We start from the raw sequence: 15,667 nt of genomic DNA on the forward strand, positions 1-15,667 counted from the left end.
CAAACAACTGATAAAAGCCCGCGCCTCAACGCGTGGGCTTTTTGTCGTCTGCGTTATACTTCCCTGCGAAACCACGCTGCGATAGAGGGGGTGGCATACTCAGGAGCGGATCATGGAATTAAAGAACAAGCGTATCATCGTCACTGGTGGCAGTGACGGTATTGGGCGGCATATTTGCCTTAAACTGGCGGCATTAGGGACGCGCCTGGCCATTCTGGGGCGCGATGCTGACCGTTTGGCTGCGGTAGAGGCTGAATGTATCGCCGCTGGTGCCAGCGCAGCGATCGGCATTCCTTGTGATATCCAGAACCCGGATGCGATCAACGGGGCGGTGGATCAGGTAACAACTGCATTTGGCGGGCTGGATATTCTGATCAACAATGCGGGGATCTGGCACAAAACCGGTCCGCTGGACGAAATCCCGCCACAGCTTTTGCAGGCGACCGTACAGACCAACCTGACGGGCTTGATGCAGATCACGCAAGCCGCCATGCCGGCGCTGCGGGCGAATGACGAGGGGATCATTCTGAATGTCGTCTCCAAGTCCGGCGTCGTCGCGCAGGCCGGGCAATCTGTCTATACCGCCACGAAATACGGGGTGCGTGGCTTTACCGAGGTGCTGAAAGCGGACGAGGAAAACACCGGCGTGCGCGTGGGTGGTGTGTACCAGTCGGGAACGAACACGGGGATGTTCTCGAAGGCGGGGGAGGATGTGCCCAACCATATCTTTACCGAGCCCGACGATCTGGCGGATGTGGTGGTCTTTGTGCTTTCGCGGCCGCCAAAACTGTGGATCCACGATATCCGCATCGAATTGTGAGTTTGGCGCGCATCTGTCGCGCCTGCTGGCAAGACGGGTGCCATTCCAAACATCGCGTCACGTGAAACATGGGGGGCGGGGGTAATGCCCCGCCCCAACATCAACACATCAGGTGGTTTTCTTGTCGTTGACGATGTTCATCGACGCCACGCCGCTTTCGCCCAGGTCGACCGCGGCAAAGGGGCCACCGTGGTGCATTTGGCCGGGGTCTTTCAGATCGACCGGTGGTGCTTCGGCAAGGATCTTCTCGGCGAACTGCTCTGCGTTGTCTTTGGGGCGGTAGCCAAGGAAGGACGCTTTGGCATTGTCCACGGGCGCGCGGTCGTTGTTGGACACGCCGTAGACAACGCTGAAGCCGACCGACGGCGTATCAACGGCGCGGGTGACCAGCTGGATCAGATCGTCATAGGACAGCCAAGACCCCAAAGCGCGGGTGTTGTTGACCTGTGCGCAGCTGAGGATACGCAGGCACACGGCCTCTAGCCCGCGTTTGTCCCAATACATCGACGCAAGGTCTTCGCTAAAGCATTTGGCGAGGCCGTAGAACGTATCGGGTTTGTGGGGCGCGTCGATGCCGATGAAGTCGGATTTCTTGTGCATGCCAACGGCGTGGATTGACGAGGCATAGACGACCCGTTGCAACCCGTGCTGATAGGCGGCTTCCCACACGTTGTAAGACCCGACAAAGTTCGGCCCCAGCAGTTCCTCGAACGGTTTCTCGTCGACGATGGCACCGAAGTGGACAACCATATCGGCACCCTCCAGCAGCGGTGCGATCTGGTCGTAGACGGCGACATCGGCCTTGGCATAGCTTTCGCCTTCGTAGAGCTTGCCGATATCATCGACGATGTCGGTGCTGACCAGTTCTTGGCACATCTTGGACAGGGGTTCACGCAGGTAAGACCCAAGCCGCCCTGCGGCCCCCGTCAGAACCAGTTTCTTCATCATGTTGTCTTCCTTCCACTGTCATTTCGCGCGGCTGTGCGATGGTATGGGCCGACGCAAAGGGTGTTGCTTGGCATGGGTAAGTCATTGAGGCAGGCGGATCAAATCACCGCTTTTTCGATCAGCGATTGGTTTTGCTCGATCCGGCGGTAGGCATAGGGATTCAGGTCCAGCGTGCGGTATGCGCCATAGGCGATCCATTCAGCGATCCCGCGCCCCAACGCAGGGGCCTGCTGTAGCCCGTGACCCGAGAAGCCGTTCAGACACAGGAAATTCTCGACCACACTGTGCGGGCCGACAATCGCGTTCTGGTCCAGCGTGTTATAATCGTAGTGCCCTACCCATTCGTTGATCACCTTGACCTGATCGAACTGGGGGATACGGGTCGCGATGGCTGGCCAGACCTTGTCTTCCCACAGGCTGTGATCAAAGGCGAAGTCATCATAGGCGACCGCAGGATCTTTGCGCGGGGGGCAACCGGCCATATAGTATTTCCCTTCGGTTCTGAAATGTACGCCCGAGGGGTCAATCGTCAGCGGCAGGTCGCGGTCCAGCGGTTTGGCGGCATCGAACACAAAGGTGTAGCGTTTGCGCGGCTCGACCGGCAGGGTGATCCCAGCCATGCCTGCCGTCGCAGCCGCCCGCGGACCAGAGGCATTGACCACCGTCCCGCAGGCCACGGTCGCGCCGGATTTCAGCCTCACATGGGTGACGGATTTGCCACCGGGGGCTTTGGTCATCGCCGTCACTTCGTCGTGCAGATATTCCACCCCGTTGCGGCGGGCCATGCGTTTGAACCAGTCAAACATGGTGCCGCCGTCAAAATAGCCTTCGTCCACGCGGTTGTGGTTGGCGGCGAGGATGTCATCAAGCTGGTAGAACGGGTAGGCGGCGGCGACTTCGGCGGCGGTCATGTGCTGCGTGCCCGCCCCCAGTGCCACCTGTATCTGCTGGTTCTGTTGCAGCGTCTGCGCAAACTCGGGTGTGTCCGCGAGGTAGAGATAGCCAAAGTTCTGCAACGTCAGATGCGGCACCTCTGGATCATCGCCCATAAACCGGCGGAAGTTCTTGATAAACTCGGCCCCGAACTGCGACACCTTCACGTTGATGGCCGAGCTGAACTGCTGGCGGATGCAACTGTTGGTATGGCTGGTGGCGGCGTATTCATAGGTGGGGTCGCGTTCGACCACCAGAACCTTGCCGTCAAAACCGGCCATCTGGGTTAGCCACCATGCGACCGACGATCCAAAGATCGCGCCACCGATAATGACAACGTCATAGGTGCTGTGATTGGGTTGCGGCATCGCGATACTCCTTCCACATATGGGCCAGATAGGGGCCAGACAGAGGGGACGCCGTGCAACGGTGTACAACAGGGCAGCCCTGTTACGACTAAACGCGCAAGACCGGCCCCCGTCCATAGCTTGTGAACGCGGGGGCCGATTTCCGCGCCCGCTTGCCGCCCGATAGATTACGCATTGGCCAACGCGATGCGCCTGGGTTACACAAAACCGTCCAGTGACAACGCTTTGCTGGACAAATGTAGTGAGTGCCGTAGGTTTCGGTGTAAAGCTGGAAACCCGTTCAGGTGGAGAAATGGCCCGTGCAAATGGACCGACAAGAAATCGAAAACTTGATTGCCCGCGTCGCGTTGAAAGACCGCGCGGCGTTTGACCAGCTCTATGATCGCGTTTCTGCGAAACTTTTCGGGGTCTGTCTGCGTGTGTTGAACAAACGCGCCGCAGCAGAGGACGCCATGCAAGACAGTTTCGTCAAAATCTGGAACAATGCCGATAAGTATAATGCCAATGGCCTGAGCCCGATGACGTGGCTGATCACCATTGCGCGAAATACCTCTATCGACCGTCTGCGCGCCCGCAAAAAAGGCCATCAGGATGTCGATACGCCCGGTTTTGAACTTGTCTCCCCCGGTCCCACGCCCGAACAATACGCCGTTGCCTCGTCAGAGGCGTCGCGCCTGTCGGGCTGTCTTGATACGCTGGAAGAAGACCGTGGCAAAGCCATTCGGGGTGCCTATCTGGATGGCGAGACCTATTCCGATCTGGCCGAACGCTTTGGCGTGCCGCTGAACACGATGCGAACCTGGCTGCGCCGTGGCCTGATCGCCCTGCGGGAGTGTATGAGCCAATGACCCAAACGCCTGAAACACCCCATGATGATGATCTTCTGGCCGCCGAAATGGTGCTGGGCCTGTCGTCTGACGACGATATGATCGCCGCGCGCCACCGTGTCGCGACTGAACCTGATTTCGCGGACCGCGTTGTGTTCTGGCAGGAACGACTGACCGCAATGACGGACGGGATCGACCCTGTCGCGCCGCCCGCGCGCGTGAAGAAAAAGCTGATGGCGCATGTCTTCCCGAAGCAGCGTGTATCGATCTTGCAGCGTCTGTGGCTCTGGCAGGGGGTGGCGATGGCATCGCTGCTATTTGCGGGCTACCTTGGCGTGCAACTGCTTGAGATCAACACACGTCCGGGCGATCAACCGACAGTTCTGGCCGCACAGCTGGTCAGCGACACCAGCCCGTTGCAAGTGCTGGCCGTGGTCGAACCGATCAAGCACGAGATCGCGCTGCGCCGCGTTTCGGGCACCGCGAACGAGGGTCGTGTGCTAGAACTTTGGGCGATCTTGCCCGATCAGGCTCCGGTTTCCTTGGGCGTTCTGCCCGACAGCGAGACAACGCGGATTCTTGTTCCGGCAGAGCTGCGCAGCCAAGCGGCACAGATCACGCTGGCGATTTCGGATGAACCCGTCGGCGGCTCGCCCACGGGTGCGCCGACGGGCGATGTGATGGCCGCAGGGGCGATGTTTGAACTGTAATTCGAATCTATCGGGTTCGCTGACCATTTAAGCAAAGACTTCGCCCGCTTTCATGTGGGTGGAGTCTTTGTTTCTTAAAGGTATTTGAGAAATTTTAATAAAAACTGCGGTTTTTTGCGTTTTCGGTGAAACTTCTCGTTTTCTACTTCCGTGTATTTCCACAACTCAGGCCGACACTGGTTGCAAGCCCATGTCGCTGAGGGACCGTGCCGTGTTTTTGGCGCGGTTTGGTAACGAGTTTGTTGGCGTGGAACCATGCATTCCGCCAACGGGTTTATCCAGTATCGGCACCTTGCGTGCCTTGTAACGAGTACCGCCGGATGTCAGCGCTACGCGCGACGTCCGGCGGCCCTTTCAACAGACATCCAATCTATCCGCAGTACCGCAACCTTAAGGGGGCATTATGAAACGCCGGAATTTCCTGAAATGCACAACGATGACGATGGCGGCCTTGCCTTTTGGCGTAGGCGCGGCGGCGCAGGCCGGGACCGTGGCACAGGGCGACTTTGAAGTCAGCCGCACCCCTGCCGAATGGCGCGCGCAACTGGGCGATGACGCATATGCCGTCCTGCGCGAGGGGGATACCGAACGCGCGTTTACCAGCCCGCTGAATGATGAGGTCCGCAAAGGCGTGTTCCACTGCAAGGGTTGTGATCAGGCGCTTTATAGTTCCGAAACCAAGTTCAAAAGCGGCACCGGCTGGCCAAGCTTCTTCGCCCCGCTGGACGATGCTGTCGAAACGATGCCGGACAAAGGGCTCTTTACCACGCGTACCGAGGTGCATTGCGACCGCTGCGGCGGCCATCTGGGCCATGTGTTCGATGATGGCCCCGCACCCACGGGCAAACGCCATTGCATCAATGGTTTGGCGATGACCTTTGCGCCCGCCGCCGCGTGATGCAGCGGGTTGAAATGATTGCAATTTATACGGGCCGCCTGCTTTTGGCGGCCCTTTTCGTCGCGGGATGTGTGCAAAAGCTGGTCGACCCAGCAGCGGCGCAGGGGTTGCTGTCGGATCGCGGATTGCCCGTGTTCCTCGTCTGGCCCGCGATGCTGTTTAACGGGGTGGCGGCGATCAGCCTGATCTTCGGTCTCTGGCTCGCCCCGATGAGCGCAACACTCGCGCTGTATTGCATGGCAACGAGCATTTTTCACTTCGTCCCTGACGACCCGTGGCAGATGTCGATCTTTGCGAAGAACTGGGCGATTGCGGGCGGGTTGCTGGTACTCGCGGGGCACGCCGCGCAACATCGTGAGGGCTCAGGTGCCGCGGGGTTTGGCCCGTAGCGTCGGATCGGCCTGCGTCGGGTCTTCGGGCCACGGGTGGCGCGGATAGCGGGCGCGCATGTCCTTGCGCACATCGGCATAGGACCCAGCCCAAAACCCCGGCAGATCGGTGGTCACCTGCACGGGTCGCTGCGCGGGGGACAGCAGCGTGATCTGCAAGGGCTGCCCTGCGATCATGGGGTGACGGGTGGTGCCAAAGACCTCTTGCAGACGCAGGGCGATCTGGGGCTGCGTTTCGCTATAATCAATCGCGATCTTGCGCCCCAGCGGCGTGGTGAAATGCGCAGGCGCTGCACGATCAAGCGCTTGCTGGTCGTCCCAGCTAAGCCGCGCGGTCAGGGCAGGCAGCAGGTCAAACGCCTTCCAGTCGGCGGTGCTGCGGACACCTGCCAGATGACCGGGCAACCAATCCTCCAAGGTCTCAAGCAGGTGATCCTCGCTGAAATCGGGGAAACCATCGCCCATCAGCCGTGCCCGTGCGAGAAACAGCGCCGCCGCTTTGCCGGGCATCAGTCCCAGCTGCCGCACCCCGTCGAGCATGGCCAGCGCGATGTCTTCGGCGGGGGCATCGGACCACGCCCTGTCGTCCAGCGCCAATGCACCAAAACGTTCCTGCTGCCGCGCCAGCACGCGGCCCTCGCGGCGGGACCAGACACACAGTTTATGCCACCCGATCTGATCCGCGAAACTGTCCCGCAGATCGCTGTCGGACAGGCGCGTGGCTTGGCGAATGCGTGCTTCTCGCGGGTCGCCGTCAAGATCGGTCGCCACCAGCAAGCGTTCCCCCGCCAGCGGATCGCTTTCAGACAGGATCGCGCCTTTGCCGCCCGACATGACGTATCGCGGCCCATCGCCCTTGCGCCGCAGCGCCACCCTGTCGGGGTAGGCTAGGGCCGCCAGCACCCCTAGCGTATCGGGGCCGTCGCCGGTCTGCCCCCGGGCCAGCCGTTTGGCGTCTTGCTTGATGCGGGAAAGGGCCGCGTGGTTGACCTCGGCCGGGACGCGCTTGCCCGCGACCGCATCCAGACGCAGCGCCAGATCGACAGAGCCGCCGCGCAAGGGGTCACGCTCCGACAGGATCGCGGCCAGCGTCGGGGCGCTGCGCCCGCCTTTGGCAACCATATGCGCCAGACGGGGATGCAGCGGCATCTTCGCCAAGCTGCGGCCATGCTCTGTGATCCGGCCCGTCGCATCCAGCGCGCCCAGCATGTGCAGCACGGCCTGTGCTTCGGCCAGACGGCCTGCATGGGGTGGGGTCACGAACTTCAGGTCATCGGCCTGCGCCCCCCAGACCGCGAGCTCTAACGCGAAGGCGCATAGATCGCCGGCCTCGATCTCGGCGGGGGGGTAGGCGGCCAGCGCGCCTTCCTCGCCACGGGTCCAGAGTTTGAACGCGGCCCCTTCCGACACGCGCCCCGCACGGCCTGCGCGCTGCGTCGCTTCGGCGCGGGTTACGCGGTCGGTGATCAGCCGCGACATGCCAGAGGACGGGTCGAACTGCGCCCGCCGCGCGCGGCCCCCGTCCACCACGATCTGCACCCCTTCGATGGTCAGCGAGGTTTCCGCGATAGAAGTCGCGAGCACGACCTTGCGCCCTGTTTTGGCCGGGGCAATCGCAGCGCGCTGCGCTTTGAAGTCCATCGCACCGAACAGCGGGGCGAGCGTGCAATCGGCGGGCAGCCGTTCGGTCAGCGCAGCTTCAACCCGTCGGATTTCACCTTCGCCGGGCAGGAACACCAGCGCCGATCCGGGGGCGGTATCCAGTGCGTGCGACACCAGATCGGCGACTGCCTGCTCGAACCGTTGCTTGCCCACCGGCCGGTCCAGCCAATGGGGCGTCACCGGAAAGCTGCGCCCCTCGGAGGTGACCACCGGTGCCTGCATCAGCGCGGCGACAGGGGCGGCGTCCAGCGTGGCGGACATGGCGACGATCAACAGGTCATCGCGCAGCGCTTCGGCCACCTCTAGACAAAGCGCGAGTCCCAGATCCGCGTTCAGGGATCTTTCGTGGAATTCGTCAAAGATCACCGCGCCGACACCGGGCAGGTCGGGGTCGTCTTGCAGCATGCGAGTGAGGATACCCTCGGTCACGACCTCAATACGGGTGGATTTGCTGACGGCGCTGGCACCGCGGACGCGAAAGCCCACGGTTTGCCCCGGTTCTTCGCCCAAGGTCGCAGCCATGCGTTCGGCAGCTGCTCGCGCGGCAAGGCGGCGCGGTTCCAGCATCAGGATGCGGCCCGTGGTCAGCCCCGCATCCAGCATCGCCAGCGGTACGCGTGTGGTCTTGCCCGCACCGGGGGGCGCTTGCAGCACAACACGGCCCTTGCCGCGCAGCGCGTCGATCACCTGCGGCATCACGTCATCAATGGGAAGGGTAAAAGCCATAAGCGTGGTTATGGGCGAAACCCGCCGCGGGGCCAAGACCCGGCCTGCGGTCTGGACATTTGCGCCGCCGGGATCGAAACATGGGCCAAAGGGCGTGAGGGGCAGAACCTATGAACATTGACGATCTGGCAAAGGGTATCGCAGCAGGGGAACGCCGCGCGCTGGCGCGGGGGATCACCTTGATCGAATCCGGTCGCGAGGATCACCGCGCACAGGCGACAGAGCTGCTTGCCGCGCTGCCCAAGGGGCGCGAGGCGCTGCGGATCGGGTTGTCGGGGACGCCGGGTGTGGGGAAATCCACCTTTATCGAAAGCTTCGGCATGATGCTGATCGGGCGCGGGCTCAAGGTTGCGGTGCTGGCGATTGATCCGTCCTCTTCGCGTTCGGGCGGGTCGATCTTGGGGGATAAGACGCGGATGGACCTCTTGTCGCGCGAACGCGATGCTTTCATCCGCCCGTCGCCCAGCCAGACGCATCTGGGCGGCGTGGCCCGCCGCACCCGCGAGGCGGTGACCCTGTGCGAGGCCGCAGGCTTTGACGTGGTACTGATCGAGACGGTCGGCGTCGGCCAGTCAGAGACGGTGGTGGCAGAGATGTCCGATGTTTTCATGCTGTTGCTGGCACCTGCGGGCGGGGACGAGCTGCAAGGCGTCAAGCGCGGCATCATGGAGATGGCGGATATCATCGTGATCAACAAAGCCGATGGGGATCTGAAGCCCGCCGCGTCGCGGACCTGTGCTGATTACGCCGGTGCCCTGCGGTTGCTGCGCAAACGTCCGCAAGACCCAAAGGGGTTTCCCAAGGCAATGATGGTCTCAGCGCTGGAGGAAAACGGGCTGGACGAGGCATGGGCCGAGGTAGAGGCGCTGACCGAATGGCGCCGCGCCGAAGGGTTCTGGCAACATGCCCGTGCCGCACAAGCCCGCTATTGGTTTGAACAGGCGGTGAAGCAGGCGTTGCTTGCGCAGTTGGAAAAGCCCAAGGCCAAGGCCGCGTTGACCGAGCTCAGCGATCGTGTGGCACAGGGGCTGGCGGACCCCACCAAAGCCGCGCAGGATTTCGTCACCCAGCTGGACCGTTAACGCCCGCCGTTAGTTGCCGCCGCCCGCCTTGGGGTGGGCGCGGTTATAGACATCCATCAGACGCGCGGTATCGACAGCCGTATAGGCCTGCGTGGTCGAGAGCGAGGCATGGCCCAAAAGCTCTTGGATCGCACGCAGATCGCCCCCCGCATCCAGCAAATGCGTGGCAAAGCTGTGGCGCAGCGCGTGGGGTGTGGCGCTGGCAGGCAGGCCAAGCTGCATCCGTGCGTCCGCCATGACCTGCGAAATCGCCCGCGCTGCCAAAGGCCCGCCGCGCACTGCACGAAACAGCGGCGCATCCCGTTCCTGCCCATAGGGGCAGACGCGCAGATAGGCCTCCACGGCATCGCGCGCCGCAGGGAGCACGGGCACCACCCGTTCCTTACCGCCCTTACCGATGATACGCAGCACCTCGGGCAGGGGCGCGTCGGCCCCCTTGAGGCCAAGCGCTTCGGATATCCGCAGCCCGCACCCCCACAGCAGGGTCAGGACCGCCACATCCCGCGCGGCCACCCAGGCATGACGCGACTGCATTTCCACGCTGTCGATCATCGCCTGAGCGGCATCAATCGCCAACGGGCGGGGCAGCTTTTTGGGAAACTTCGGCGATCTGGTAGAGAGCACGGCGGTAGGCTCGAACCCCTCGCGCTCTGCCAGCCAGCGATAGAACGCCTTGACCGCCGACAGCTTGCGCGCCATCGACCGTGGCCCGACATCCCCGCTGCGGGTCTGCGCCATCCAGGCGCGCATGTCCGAGATGGAGATCTTTGACAGCGCGCCCAAGCCTTGGCTGTCGCCCTTGTGCAACGTCATGAACGCAAGGAAATCGACCAGATCCCCCTGATAGGCGGTGATCGTGTTCTCGGCGGCCCCTTTCAGGGCGCGTTGATGGTCCAGCCAGCTTTGCAGGGCGTCCCGCGCGGCGGGGCTGATCAAAAGCGCGTTTGCCCCGCTCAAGACAGCCAGCGGCGCATCGTCCGCTCGAACACGCCAGCGAAGAAGCCCAGCAGATCGGTGCCCTGTTGCGGGCTGAACATATGCGGGTCTTCGGAGCCAAGGATCAGCAGGCCCGGCAAACGGCCCGCGCCAAAGTTCAGTTTCAGGCAGGCTTCCGACCGGATCCAATCCGCCGCGCCGCCGTAGATATGTTCGGGGCTGTGCTGCACACCGCGCAGGGTCACCTGACGCACCGTGCCGCCGCGCCCGTGCGACAGGTAGTCGTCAATAAACCCGGGTTCGGCGACGTTCAGCACATCGCCCAAGCGCTTGATCGCGGGATCATCGTCATTCTCGGCAGATTCCAGCACCAGCCGCACAGCGTCGACCCGCAGGATATCGGCAACCTCGCCCCCGAGATCCTTGAGGAAGGGTTCGAAATCTACAGGGTCCAGCATGCGCAGGATCGCGCGGTGGATCTGGTTGGTCCCCGCAAGGTTTTCATAGGCCGCGGCGATCACGTTGCGGTGCGTGTCCTCAAGCCGGTCCAGACGGGTTTCCAGTCGGTCCATGGCGATGCCGCGCAGATCGACAATATTGCCCCCCATCGCGCGTTCATTCGCGGCGATCAGGGCCTGCATCACGTCGTTGTCGTCAAGGATGACGTCGGGCTGTGAAATAATCGCTTCCCGAAGGGAATCTTCGATCTTGTGGTTACTGCTCATGCGGGTCTCTTTTTATATTTGGCACTGACATAGCATGCGCGTCAGGCTAAATCTGCTTTTTTCTTTTGGTATAGGGGTGGTATTTCGGCGTCAAACCGCCCTTTGCCGCGCATGGACGGGGCAGAGGTAGGGCGAGGTTGGTGCGGTTTTCCGCGAGGGCACGGGCCAGCGACGGGCCCATGCAGGTCGTGGTGGGCACGCGCAGCCTGTGACGCGCGTGCACCGTTTGTCGTCGCCCGAAAGGCGGGATCAGAGGATGTTCTGACCTGTCTTTGCCCAATCGGCCATAAAGGTCTCAAGACCCTTGTCCGTCAGCGGGTGCGCGGCCAGCTTCTTGATCACTTCTGGTGGGGCGGTCATAACGTCGGCACCGATACGCGCGGCATCCAGCACGTGGTTCACGGTGCGGATCGATGCGGCGAGGATTTCAGTCTCGAACCCGTAGTTGTCATAGATCGTGCGGATGTCTTGGATCAGGTCCATGCCGTCAAGGTTGATGTCATCCAGACGCCCGATGAATGGCGAGATGAACGTGGCACCGGCCTTAGCCGCGATCAATGCCTGGTTCGCCGAGAAGCAGAGCGTGACGTTAACCATCTTGCCCTCGTCCGAAAGCACTTTGCACGCTTTCAGGCCGTCCCATGTCAGGGGCAGCTTCACGGTGATGTTTTCCGCGATCTCGGCCAGTTTGCGGCCTTCGGCGATCATGTCATCCGCTTTGGTCGCGACAACTTCGGCAGAGACGGGGCCGTCGACCAAGTCACAAATCTCTTTCGTGACTTCCAGAATGTTGCGGCCGGATTTCAGGATCAGCGACGGGTTTGTTGTTACCCCGTCTACCATGCCCAGATCGTTCAGCTCGGCGATGGCATCGATTTCGGCGGTATCTACGAAGAATTTCATGTTACGTCCTTCAGGTTGGAATAGGCAGCAGGAATGGCTATGTCTGTCGCCTAGGGCTTTAGCGCATCATCCGCCAAGCTGGAACCCTAATTCCCGTAACCCCGTTCCGGAGCGATTGGTGAAACCGCCAGAATTTTTTCATGCAAATGAGCTGGTGGCCGTGATGACCACCCAGCCGCTGGGCCGTGCGCTGGATTACAAAGCGCCCGAAGGCGGCTGCCATATGGGTGCCTTCGTCGAGGTGCCTTTGGGTCCGCGCAAGGTGATCGGTGTTGTCTGGGGCGCTGGGCAGGGGGATTACGAACTGTCCAAGATACGGTCGGTGATCCGCGTGCTCGATGCGGCCCCCATGCGCGAAGAACTGCGCAGCTTTCTGACCCGTGCCGCCGCATATACGCTGACGCCGATGCCCGCGATGCTGCGGCTGGCGACGCGTGCGCCGGGGTTGGGTGACCCGCCATCGATGCGCAAAATTTACCGGCGTGGAGAGGGGGAACCCGACCGGATGACCGACGCGCGCCGTCGCGTGTTGGAAACTCTGGCGGAGTATGGCGACCTTTCGTTCACGCTGAAGGAACTGGCCGAGATGTCGGGGGTAACGGCCTCGGTGATCAAGGGGTTGGTGACCCAAGGCGCAGTGCTGGAACAGGATAGCCCGCGCGATCTGCCGTTCATGCGCATGGACCCGAGCCTGCCCAGCAAAGAGCTAACGGATGATCAGGCCTCGGCCTCGGCGCTGTTGGCGGCGGGGGTGGCCTCGGGCACATATGGCACCACCTTGCTGCGGGGCGTGACCGGATCGGGCAAGACCGAAGTTTATCTGGAGGCCGTGGCCGCCGCGCTAAAATCCGGCAGACAGGCTTTGGTGCTGCTGCCGGAAATCGCGCTGACCGAACAGTTCTTGCACCGCGTGCAGGCGCGGTTTGGCGCAAAGCCTGCGGAATGGCATTCGGGTGCCACAATGACAGAGCGGCGTCGCATCTGGAAAATGGTCGGGCAGGGGCAGGCTCAGGTGGTGATCGGTGCGCGGTCGGCGCTGTTTTTGCCGTTCCAGAACCTTGGTCTGATCGTCGTCGACGAGGAACATGACACATCCTACAAGCAGGAAGAAGGCGTGCTGTATAACGCCCGTGACATGGCTGTGCTACGGGCGTCCATCTGCGGGGCGCAGGTGGTGTTGGCGTCGGCTACGCCTTCGTTGGAAAGCTGGGCCAACGCCGAGGCTGGGAAATATACGCGGGTCGAGCTGACATCGCGCTTTGGGCCGGCGGTGATGCCGACGATGGGCGCGATCGACATGCGCAGCGAAGGCCTGCCGAGCGATAAATGGGTGTCGCCCACGTTGAAGGTCGAGGTCGACAAGCGGCTGGAACGGGGCGAGCAGGCGATGCTGTTCATCAACCGCCGCGGCTATGCGCCGGTGACCCTGTGCCGCGCCTGCGGGCATCAGATCGGCTGCGATCATTGCGATGCGCGGATGGTCGAACACCGCTACCTCAAACGACTGGTCTGCCACCAATGCGGCGAAAGCAAACCCATGCCCGAGGTCTGCCCCTCGTGCGAGGTCGAAGGCAAGCTGGCTGCCGTGGGACCGGGGGTGGAACGTCTGGGCGAAGAGGCCGCCGCCCTTTGGCCCGAGGCGCGGGTCGCGACGCTGAGTTCGGACATGTATGGCTCTGCCCGCGCGCTCAAGGCCGAGATCGCGGGGATCGCCGACGGCGCGGCGGATATCATCATCGGCACGCAGCTGGTCGCCAAAGGGCACAACTTTCCCAACCTCACGCTAGTGGGGGTCATCGACGCGGATCTGGGGCTGATGGGATCGGACCTGCGTGCGGCAGAGCGAACCTATCAACTGATGCGGCAGGTCGCAGGGCGCGCCGGACGGGCAGAGGCTCCGGGCACCGCGCTGTTGCAGACCTTTCAGCCGGATCACCCCGTGATCCGCGCCATTCTGGCAGGGGATGAGGAGGGGTTCTGGAAAGCCGAAGCCGGAGAGCGCCGCCATGCCGGCGTGCCGCCCTATGGCCGGATGGCGGGCATCATCCTGAGCGGCCCCGATGTGGCCGCGCTGTTTGATGCGGGCAACCAGCTGGCGCGGCAGGATGGGCCGCTGCGGGCCGTCGGCGCGCAGGTGTATGGGCCTGCGCCCGCGCCAATCGCACGGGTGCGCGGACGCCATCGGGTGCGGCTGTTGGTCAAGGCCGAAAAGGCCGCCCCCTTGCAAGAGGCATTGGCGAAATGGGTCGCACAGCTGCGGTTGAAGAATGACGCGCGCATCGCCGTCGATATCGACCCGCAGAGTTTTTATTAGCAGTGCGACGCGCTTGCCCCAGCGGGGCAAACGGCCTTCGGCGAGGATTTTGGGCCATTTGGAAGGCGCGGTTGCGCGGACCACGCGCGTGGGGCGGGTGATTTGATCTCGTCAAGGGGCGGGAACGGGGGTAAGGAATTGCCCATGACCCAATATGTGACCCTTGAAGATGCCAAGCATCAACCGTTCTGGCGCCGCCCCGTGGCGCTGCTGTTCCTTATGGCGCTCGCGATGCCGATTGCCTTCAACACATGGTCGGCGCTGCTGAATAACTTTGTGATCGAGGTCGCAGGGTTCGACGGATCAGACATCGGGTTGCTGCATACGGTGCGCGAGATACCGGGCTTTCTGGCGGTCGGCGTGATCGCGATTATCCTGTTCGTGCGCGAACAGGTGCTAGGATTGGTGTCGCTGGTGCTGCTGGGGGTGGCGACGGCGCTGACCGCGTGGTTCCCGTCGATGGGCGGTATCCTGACGATCACCATGCTCAGCTCTATCGGGTTTCACTATTACGAGACGGTGAACCAGTCGCTGCAGCTGCAGTGGCTCAAGATCGAGGACGCGCCGCGCATGATTGGCTGGCTGATGGCGGCGGGGTCGGCGGCGACGCTGGTCGCCTATCTGGCGATCATGGCGCTGTGGGATACCTTGTCGCTGTCCTATAACATTGTCTACTTGATTGGCGGCGGCGTGACGGCGGTGATCGCATTGGTGGCGCTGGTGGCTTATCCGCAGTTCGAGGCCCCGACACCACAAGTCAAGAAGATGGTGCTGCGCAAGCGGTACTGGTTGTATTATGCGCTGCAATTCATGTCTGGCGCGCGGCGGCAGATCTTTGTCGTTTTTGCGGGCTTCATGATGGTCGAACGCTTTGGCTTTGATGTGCATGAAATCACCCTGCTCTATCTGATCAACCTGATCGCCAATATGATCTTTGCCCCGCTGATGGGCCGTGCTGTCGGCTTCTTTGGAGAGCGCCGCACGCTGAGCTTTGAATACATCGGGCTGATTATCGTGTTTCTGGCCTATGGCGGCGTCTATTATCTGGGCTGGGGCGTGGTGGTGGCCGCGACGCTTTATGTGCTGGATCACATGTTCTTTGCGCTGGCGCTCGCGCTCAAGACCTATTTCCAGAAGATCGCCGACCCTGCCGACATTGCGCCGACGGCGGCGGTGGCCTTTACCATCAACCACATCGCGGCGGTGTTCCTGCCTGTGGGGCTGGGGTTGCTGTGGCTGATCTCGCCCGCGGCGGTGTTTTTCCTTGCGGCGGGGATGGCGCTGGTGTCGCTGTTGCTGTCGCTGATGATCCCGCGCCATCCCGTGCCGGGCCACGAGACGATCTTTTCCAATCCGCTGCCGGCCCCGGCCGAGTAGCATCCCCTGACATAGCCGGACGTCGCGCGGCGATATCGGCGATCCTGAC

At 62.3% G+C, this 15,667-nt stretch carries 14 protein-coding genes; 8 read left to right on the forward strand and 6 right to left on the reverse strand.

Annotated features, from left to right (window positions below; translation table 11 throughout):
* The first annotated feature begins 112 nt into the window (after positions 1 to 112).
* Positions 113 to 820 (forward strand): SDR family oxidoreductase, encoded by a 708-nt coding sequence (locus tag GLP43_RS04900; protein ID WP_237278416.1) that lies wholly within the window; start codon positions 113 to 115, stop codon positions 818 to 820.
* 108 nt (positions 821 to 928) lie between these two features.
* Here the strand turns inward: GLP43_RS04900 and GLP43_RS04905 are convergent, their stop codons facing one another.
* Positions 929 to 1,765, reverse strand: a complete 837-nt coding sequence (locus tag GLP43_RS04905; protein WP_237279918.1) for an NAD-dependent epimerase/dehydratase family protein — start codon at positions 1,763 to 1,765, stop codon at positions 929 to 931.
* Between the two features lie 101 nt (positions 1,766 to 1,866).
* The gene (locus tag GLP43_RS04910; RefSeq protein ID WP_237278417.1) at positions 1,867 to 3,069 is read right to left on the reverse strand and encodes an NAD(P)/FAD-dependent oxidoreductase; all 1,203 of its coding nucleotides are present in this window, start codon (positions 3,067 to 3,069) and stop codon (positions 1,867 to 1,869) included.
* Positions 3,070 to 3,374: 305 nt separating this feature from the next.
* On the opposite strand from GLP43_RS04910, the gene GLP43_RS04915 reads away from it, so the two are divergent.
* From GLP43_RS04915 to GLP43_RS04930, 4 genes are all read left to right on the forward strand, one after another.
* Complete coding sequence (locus tag GLP43_RS04915; protein ID WP_237278418.1) at positions 3,375 to 3,917, forward strand: sigma-70 family RNA polymerase sigma factor; 543 nt, start codon at positions 3,375 to 3,377, stop codon at positions 3,915 to 3,917.
* Entirely contained in the window at positions 3,914 to 4,606 is a 693-nt protein-coding gene (locus tag GLP43_RS04920; protein WP_237278419.1) for an anti-sigma factor, read from the forward strand. The genes GLP43_RS04915 and GLP43_RS04920 overlap by 4 nt, the downstream gene beginning before the upstream one ends.
* 403 nt (positions 4,607 to 5,009) lie before the next feature.
* The gene (gene msrB, locus GLP43_RS04925) at positions 5,010 to 5,504 is read left to right on the forward strand and encodes a peptide-methionine (R)-S-oxide reductase MsrB (RefSeq protein WP_237278420.1); all 495 of its coding nucleotides are present in this window, start codon (positions 5,010 to 5,012) and stop codon (positions 5,502 to 5,504) included.
* 14 nt (positions 5,505 to 5,518) lie between these two features.
* Complete coding sequence (locus GLP43_RS04930) at positions 5,519 to 5,893, forward strand: DoxX family protein (RefSeq protein ID WP_237278421.1); 375 nt, start codon at positions 5,519 to 5,521, stop codon at positions 5,891 to 5,893.
* Here GLP43_RS04930 and hrpB read toward each other — a convergent pair.
* A complete protein-coding gene (hrpB, locus tag GLP43_RS04935) occupies positions 5,867 to 8,281 on the reverse strand; it encodes an ATP-dependent helicase HrpB (protein WP_237278422.1) in 2,415 nt (804 codons plus the stop codon). The genes GLP43_RS04930 and hrpB overlap by 27 nt on opposite strands.
* Positions 8,282 to 8,391: 110 nt before the next feature.
* Here hrpB and meaB point away from each other — a divergent pair, with 110 nt between their 5' ends.
* Positions 8,392 to 9,363, forward strand: a complete 972-nt coding sequence (gene meaB, locus GLP43_RS04940) for a methylmalonyl Co-A mutase-associated GTPase MeaB (RefSeq protein WP_005851619.1) — start codon at positions 8,392 to 8,394, stop codon at positions 9,361 to 9,363.
* 9 nt (positions 9,364 to 9,372) lie between these two features.
* Here meaB and GLP43_RS04945 read toward each other — a convergent pair whose 3' ends face one another.
* From GLP43_RS04945 to fsa, 3 genes are all read right to left on the reverse strand, one after another.
* Complete coding sequence (locus GLP43_RS04945) at positions 9,373 to 10,320, reverse strand: tyrosine recombinase XerC (RefSeq protein WP_237278423.1); 948 nt, start codon at positions 10,318 to 10,320, stop codon at positions 9,373 to 9,375.
* On the reverse strand, positions 10,317 to 11,024 hold the full coding sequence (locus GLP43_RS04950; protein ID WP_005851624.1) for a DUF484 family protein: 708 nt from the start codon (positions 11,022 to 11,024) through the stop codon (positions 10,317 to 10,319). The genes GLP43_RS04945 and GLP43_RS04950 overlap by 4 nt, the downstream gene beginning before the upstream one ends.
* Positions 11,025 to 11,273: 249 nt before the next feature.
* Complete coding sequence (fsa, locus tag GLP43_RS04955; protein WP_009826101.1) at positions 11,274 to 11,927, reverse strand: fructose-6-phosphate aldolase; 654 nt, start codon at positions 11,925 to 11,927, stop codon at positions 11,274 to 11,276.
* 118 nt (positions 11,928 to 12,045) lie between these two features.
* Between fsa and GLP43_RS04960 the strand changes: the two genes are divergently transcribed.
* Positions 12,046 to 14,241: a primosomal protein N' gene (locus GLP43_RS04960; protein WP_336885966.1), complete on the forward strand. Its 2,196-nt coding sequence runs from the start codon at positions 12,046 to 12,048 to the stop codon at positions 14,239 to 14,241.
* Positions 14,242 to 14,385: 144 nt separating this feature from the next.
* Entirely contained in the window at positions 14,386 to 15,618 is a 1,233-nt protein-coding gene (locus GLP43_RS04965) for an MFS transporter (protein ID WP_237278425.1), read from the forward strand.
* Positions 15,619 to 15,667: the final 49 nt, after the last annotated feature.

The sequence above is a fragment of the Sulfitobacter sp. M39 genome (assembly GCF_021735935.1).
GTDB lineage: Bacteria > Pseudomonadota > Alphaproteobacteria > Rhodobacterales > Rhodobacteraceae > Sulfitobacter.

Excerpts from the sequence above, each read along its gene's own strand:
- GLP43_RS04900 (WP_237278416.1), top strand. The coding sequence starts at position 113 with ATGGAATTAAAGAACAAGCGTATCATCGTCACTGGTGGCAGTGACGGT.
- GLP43_RS04905 (WP_237279918.1), bottom strand. The coding sequence starts at position 1,765 with ATGAAGAAACTGGTTCTGACGGGGGCCGCAGGGCGGCTTGGGTCTTAC.
- GLP43_RS04910 (WP_237278417.1), bottom strand. The coding sequence starts at position 3,069 with ATGCCGCAACCCAATCACAGCACCTATGACGTTGTCATTATCGGTGGC.
- GLP43_RS04915 (WP_237278418.1), top strand. The coding sequence starts at position 3,375 with ATGGACCGACAAGAAATCGAAAACTTGATTGCCCGCGTCGCGTTGAAA.
- GLP43_RS04920 (WP_237278419.1), top strand. The coding sequence starts at position 3,914 with ATGACCCAAACGCCTGAAACACCCCATGATGATGATCTTCTGGCCGCC.
- msrB (WP_237278420.1), top strand. The coding sequence starts at position 5,010 with ATGAAACGCCGGAATTTCCTGAAATGCACAACGATGACGATGGCGGCC.
- GLP43_RS04930 (WP_237278421.1), top strand. The coding sequence starts at position 5,519 with ATGATTGCAATTTATACGGGCCGCCTGCTTTTGGCGGCCCTTTTCGTC.
- hrpB (WP_237278422.1), bottom strand. The coding sequence starts at position 8,281 with ATGGCTTTTACCCTTCCCATTGATGACGTGATGCCGCAGGTGATCGAC.
- meaB (WP_005851619.1), top strand. The coding sequence starts at position 8,392 with ATGAACATTGACGATCTGGCAAAGGGTATCGCAGCAGGGGAACGCCGC.
- GLP43_RS04950 (WP_005851624.1), bottom strand. The coding sequence starts at position 11,024 with ATGAGCAGTAACCACAAGATCGAAGATTCCCTTCGGGAAGCGATTATT.
- fsa (WP_009826101.1), bottom strand. The coding sequence starts at position 11,927 with ATGAAATTCTTCGTAGATACCGCCGAAATCGATGCCATCGCCGAGCTG.
- GLP43_RS04965 (WP_237278425.1), top strand. The coding sequence starts at position 14,386 with ATGACCCAATATGTGACCCTTGAAGATGCCAAGCATCAACCGTTCTGG.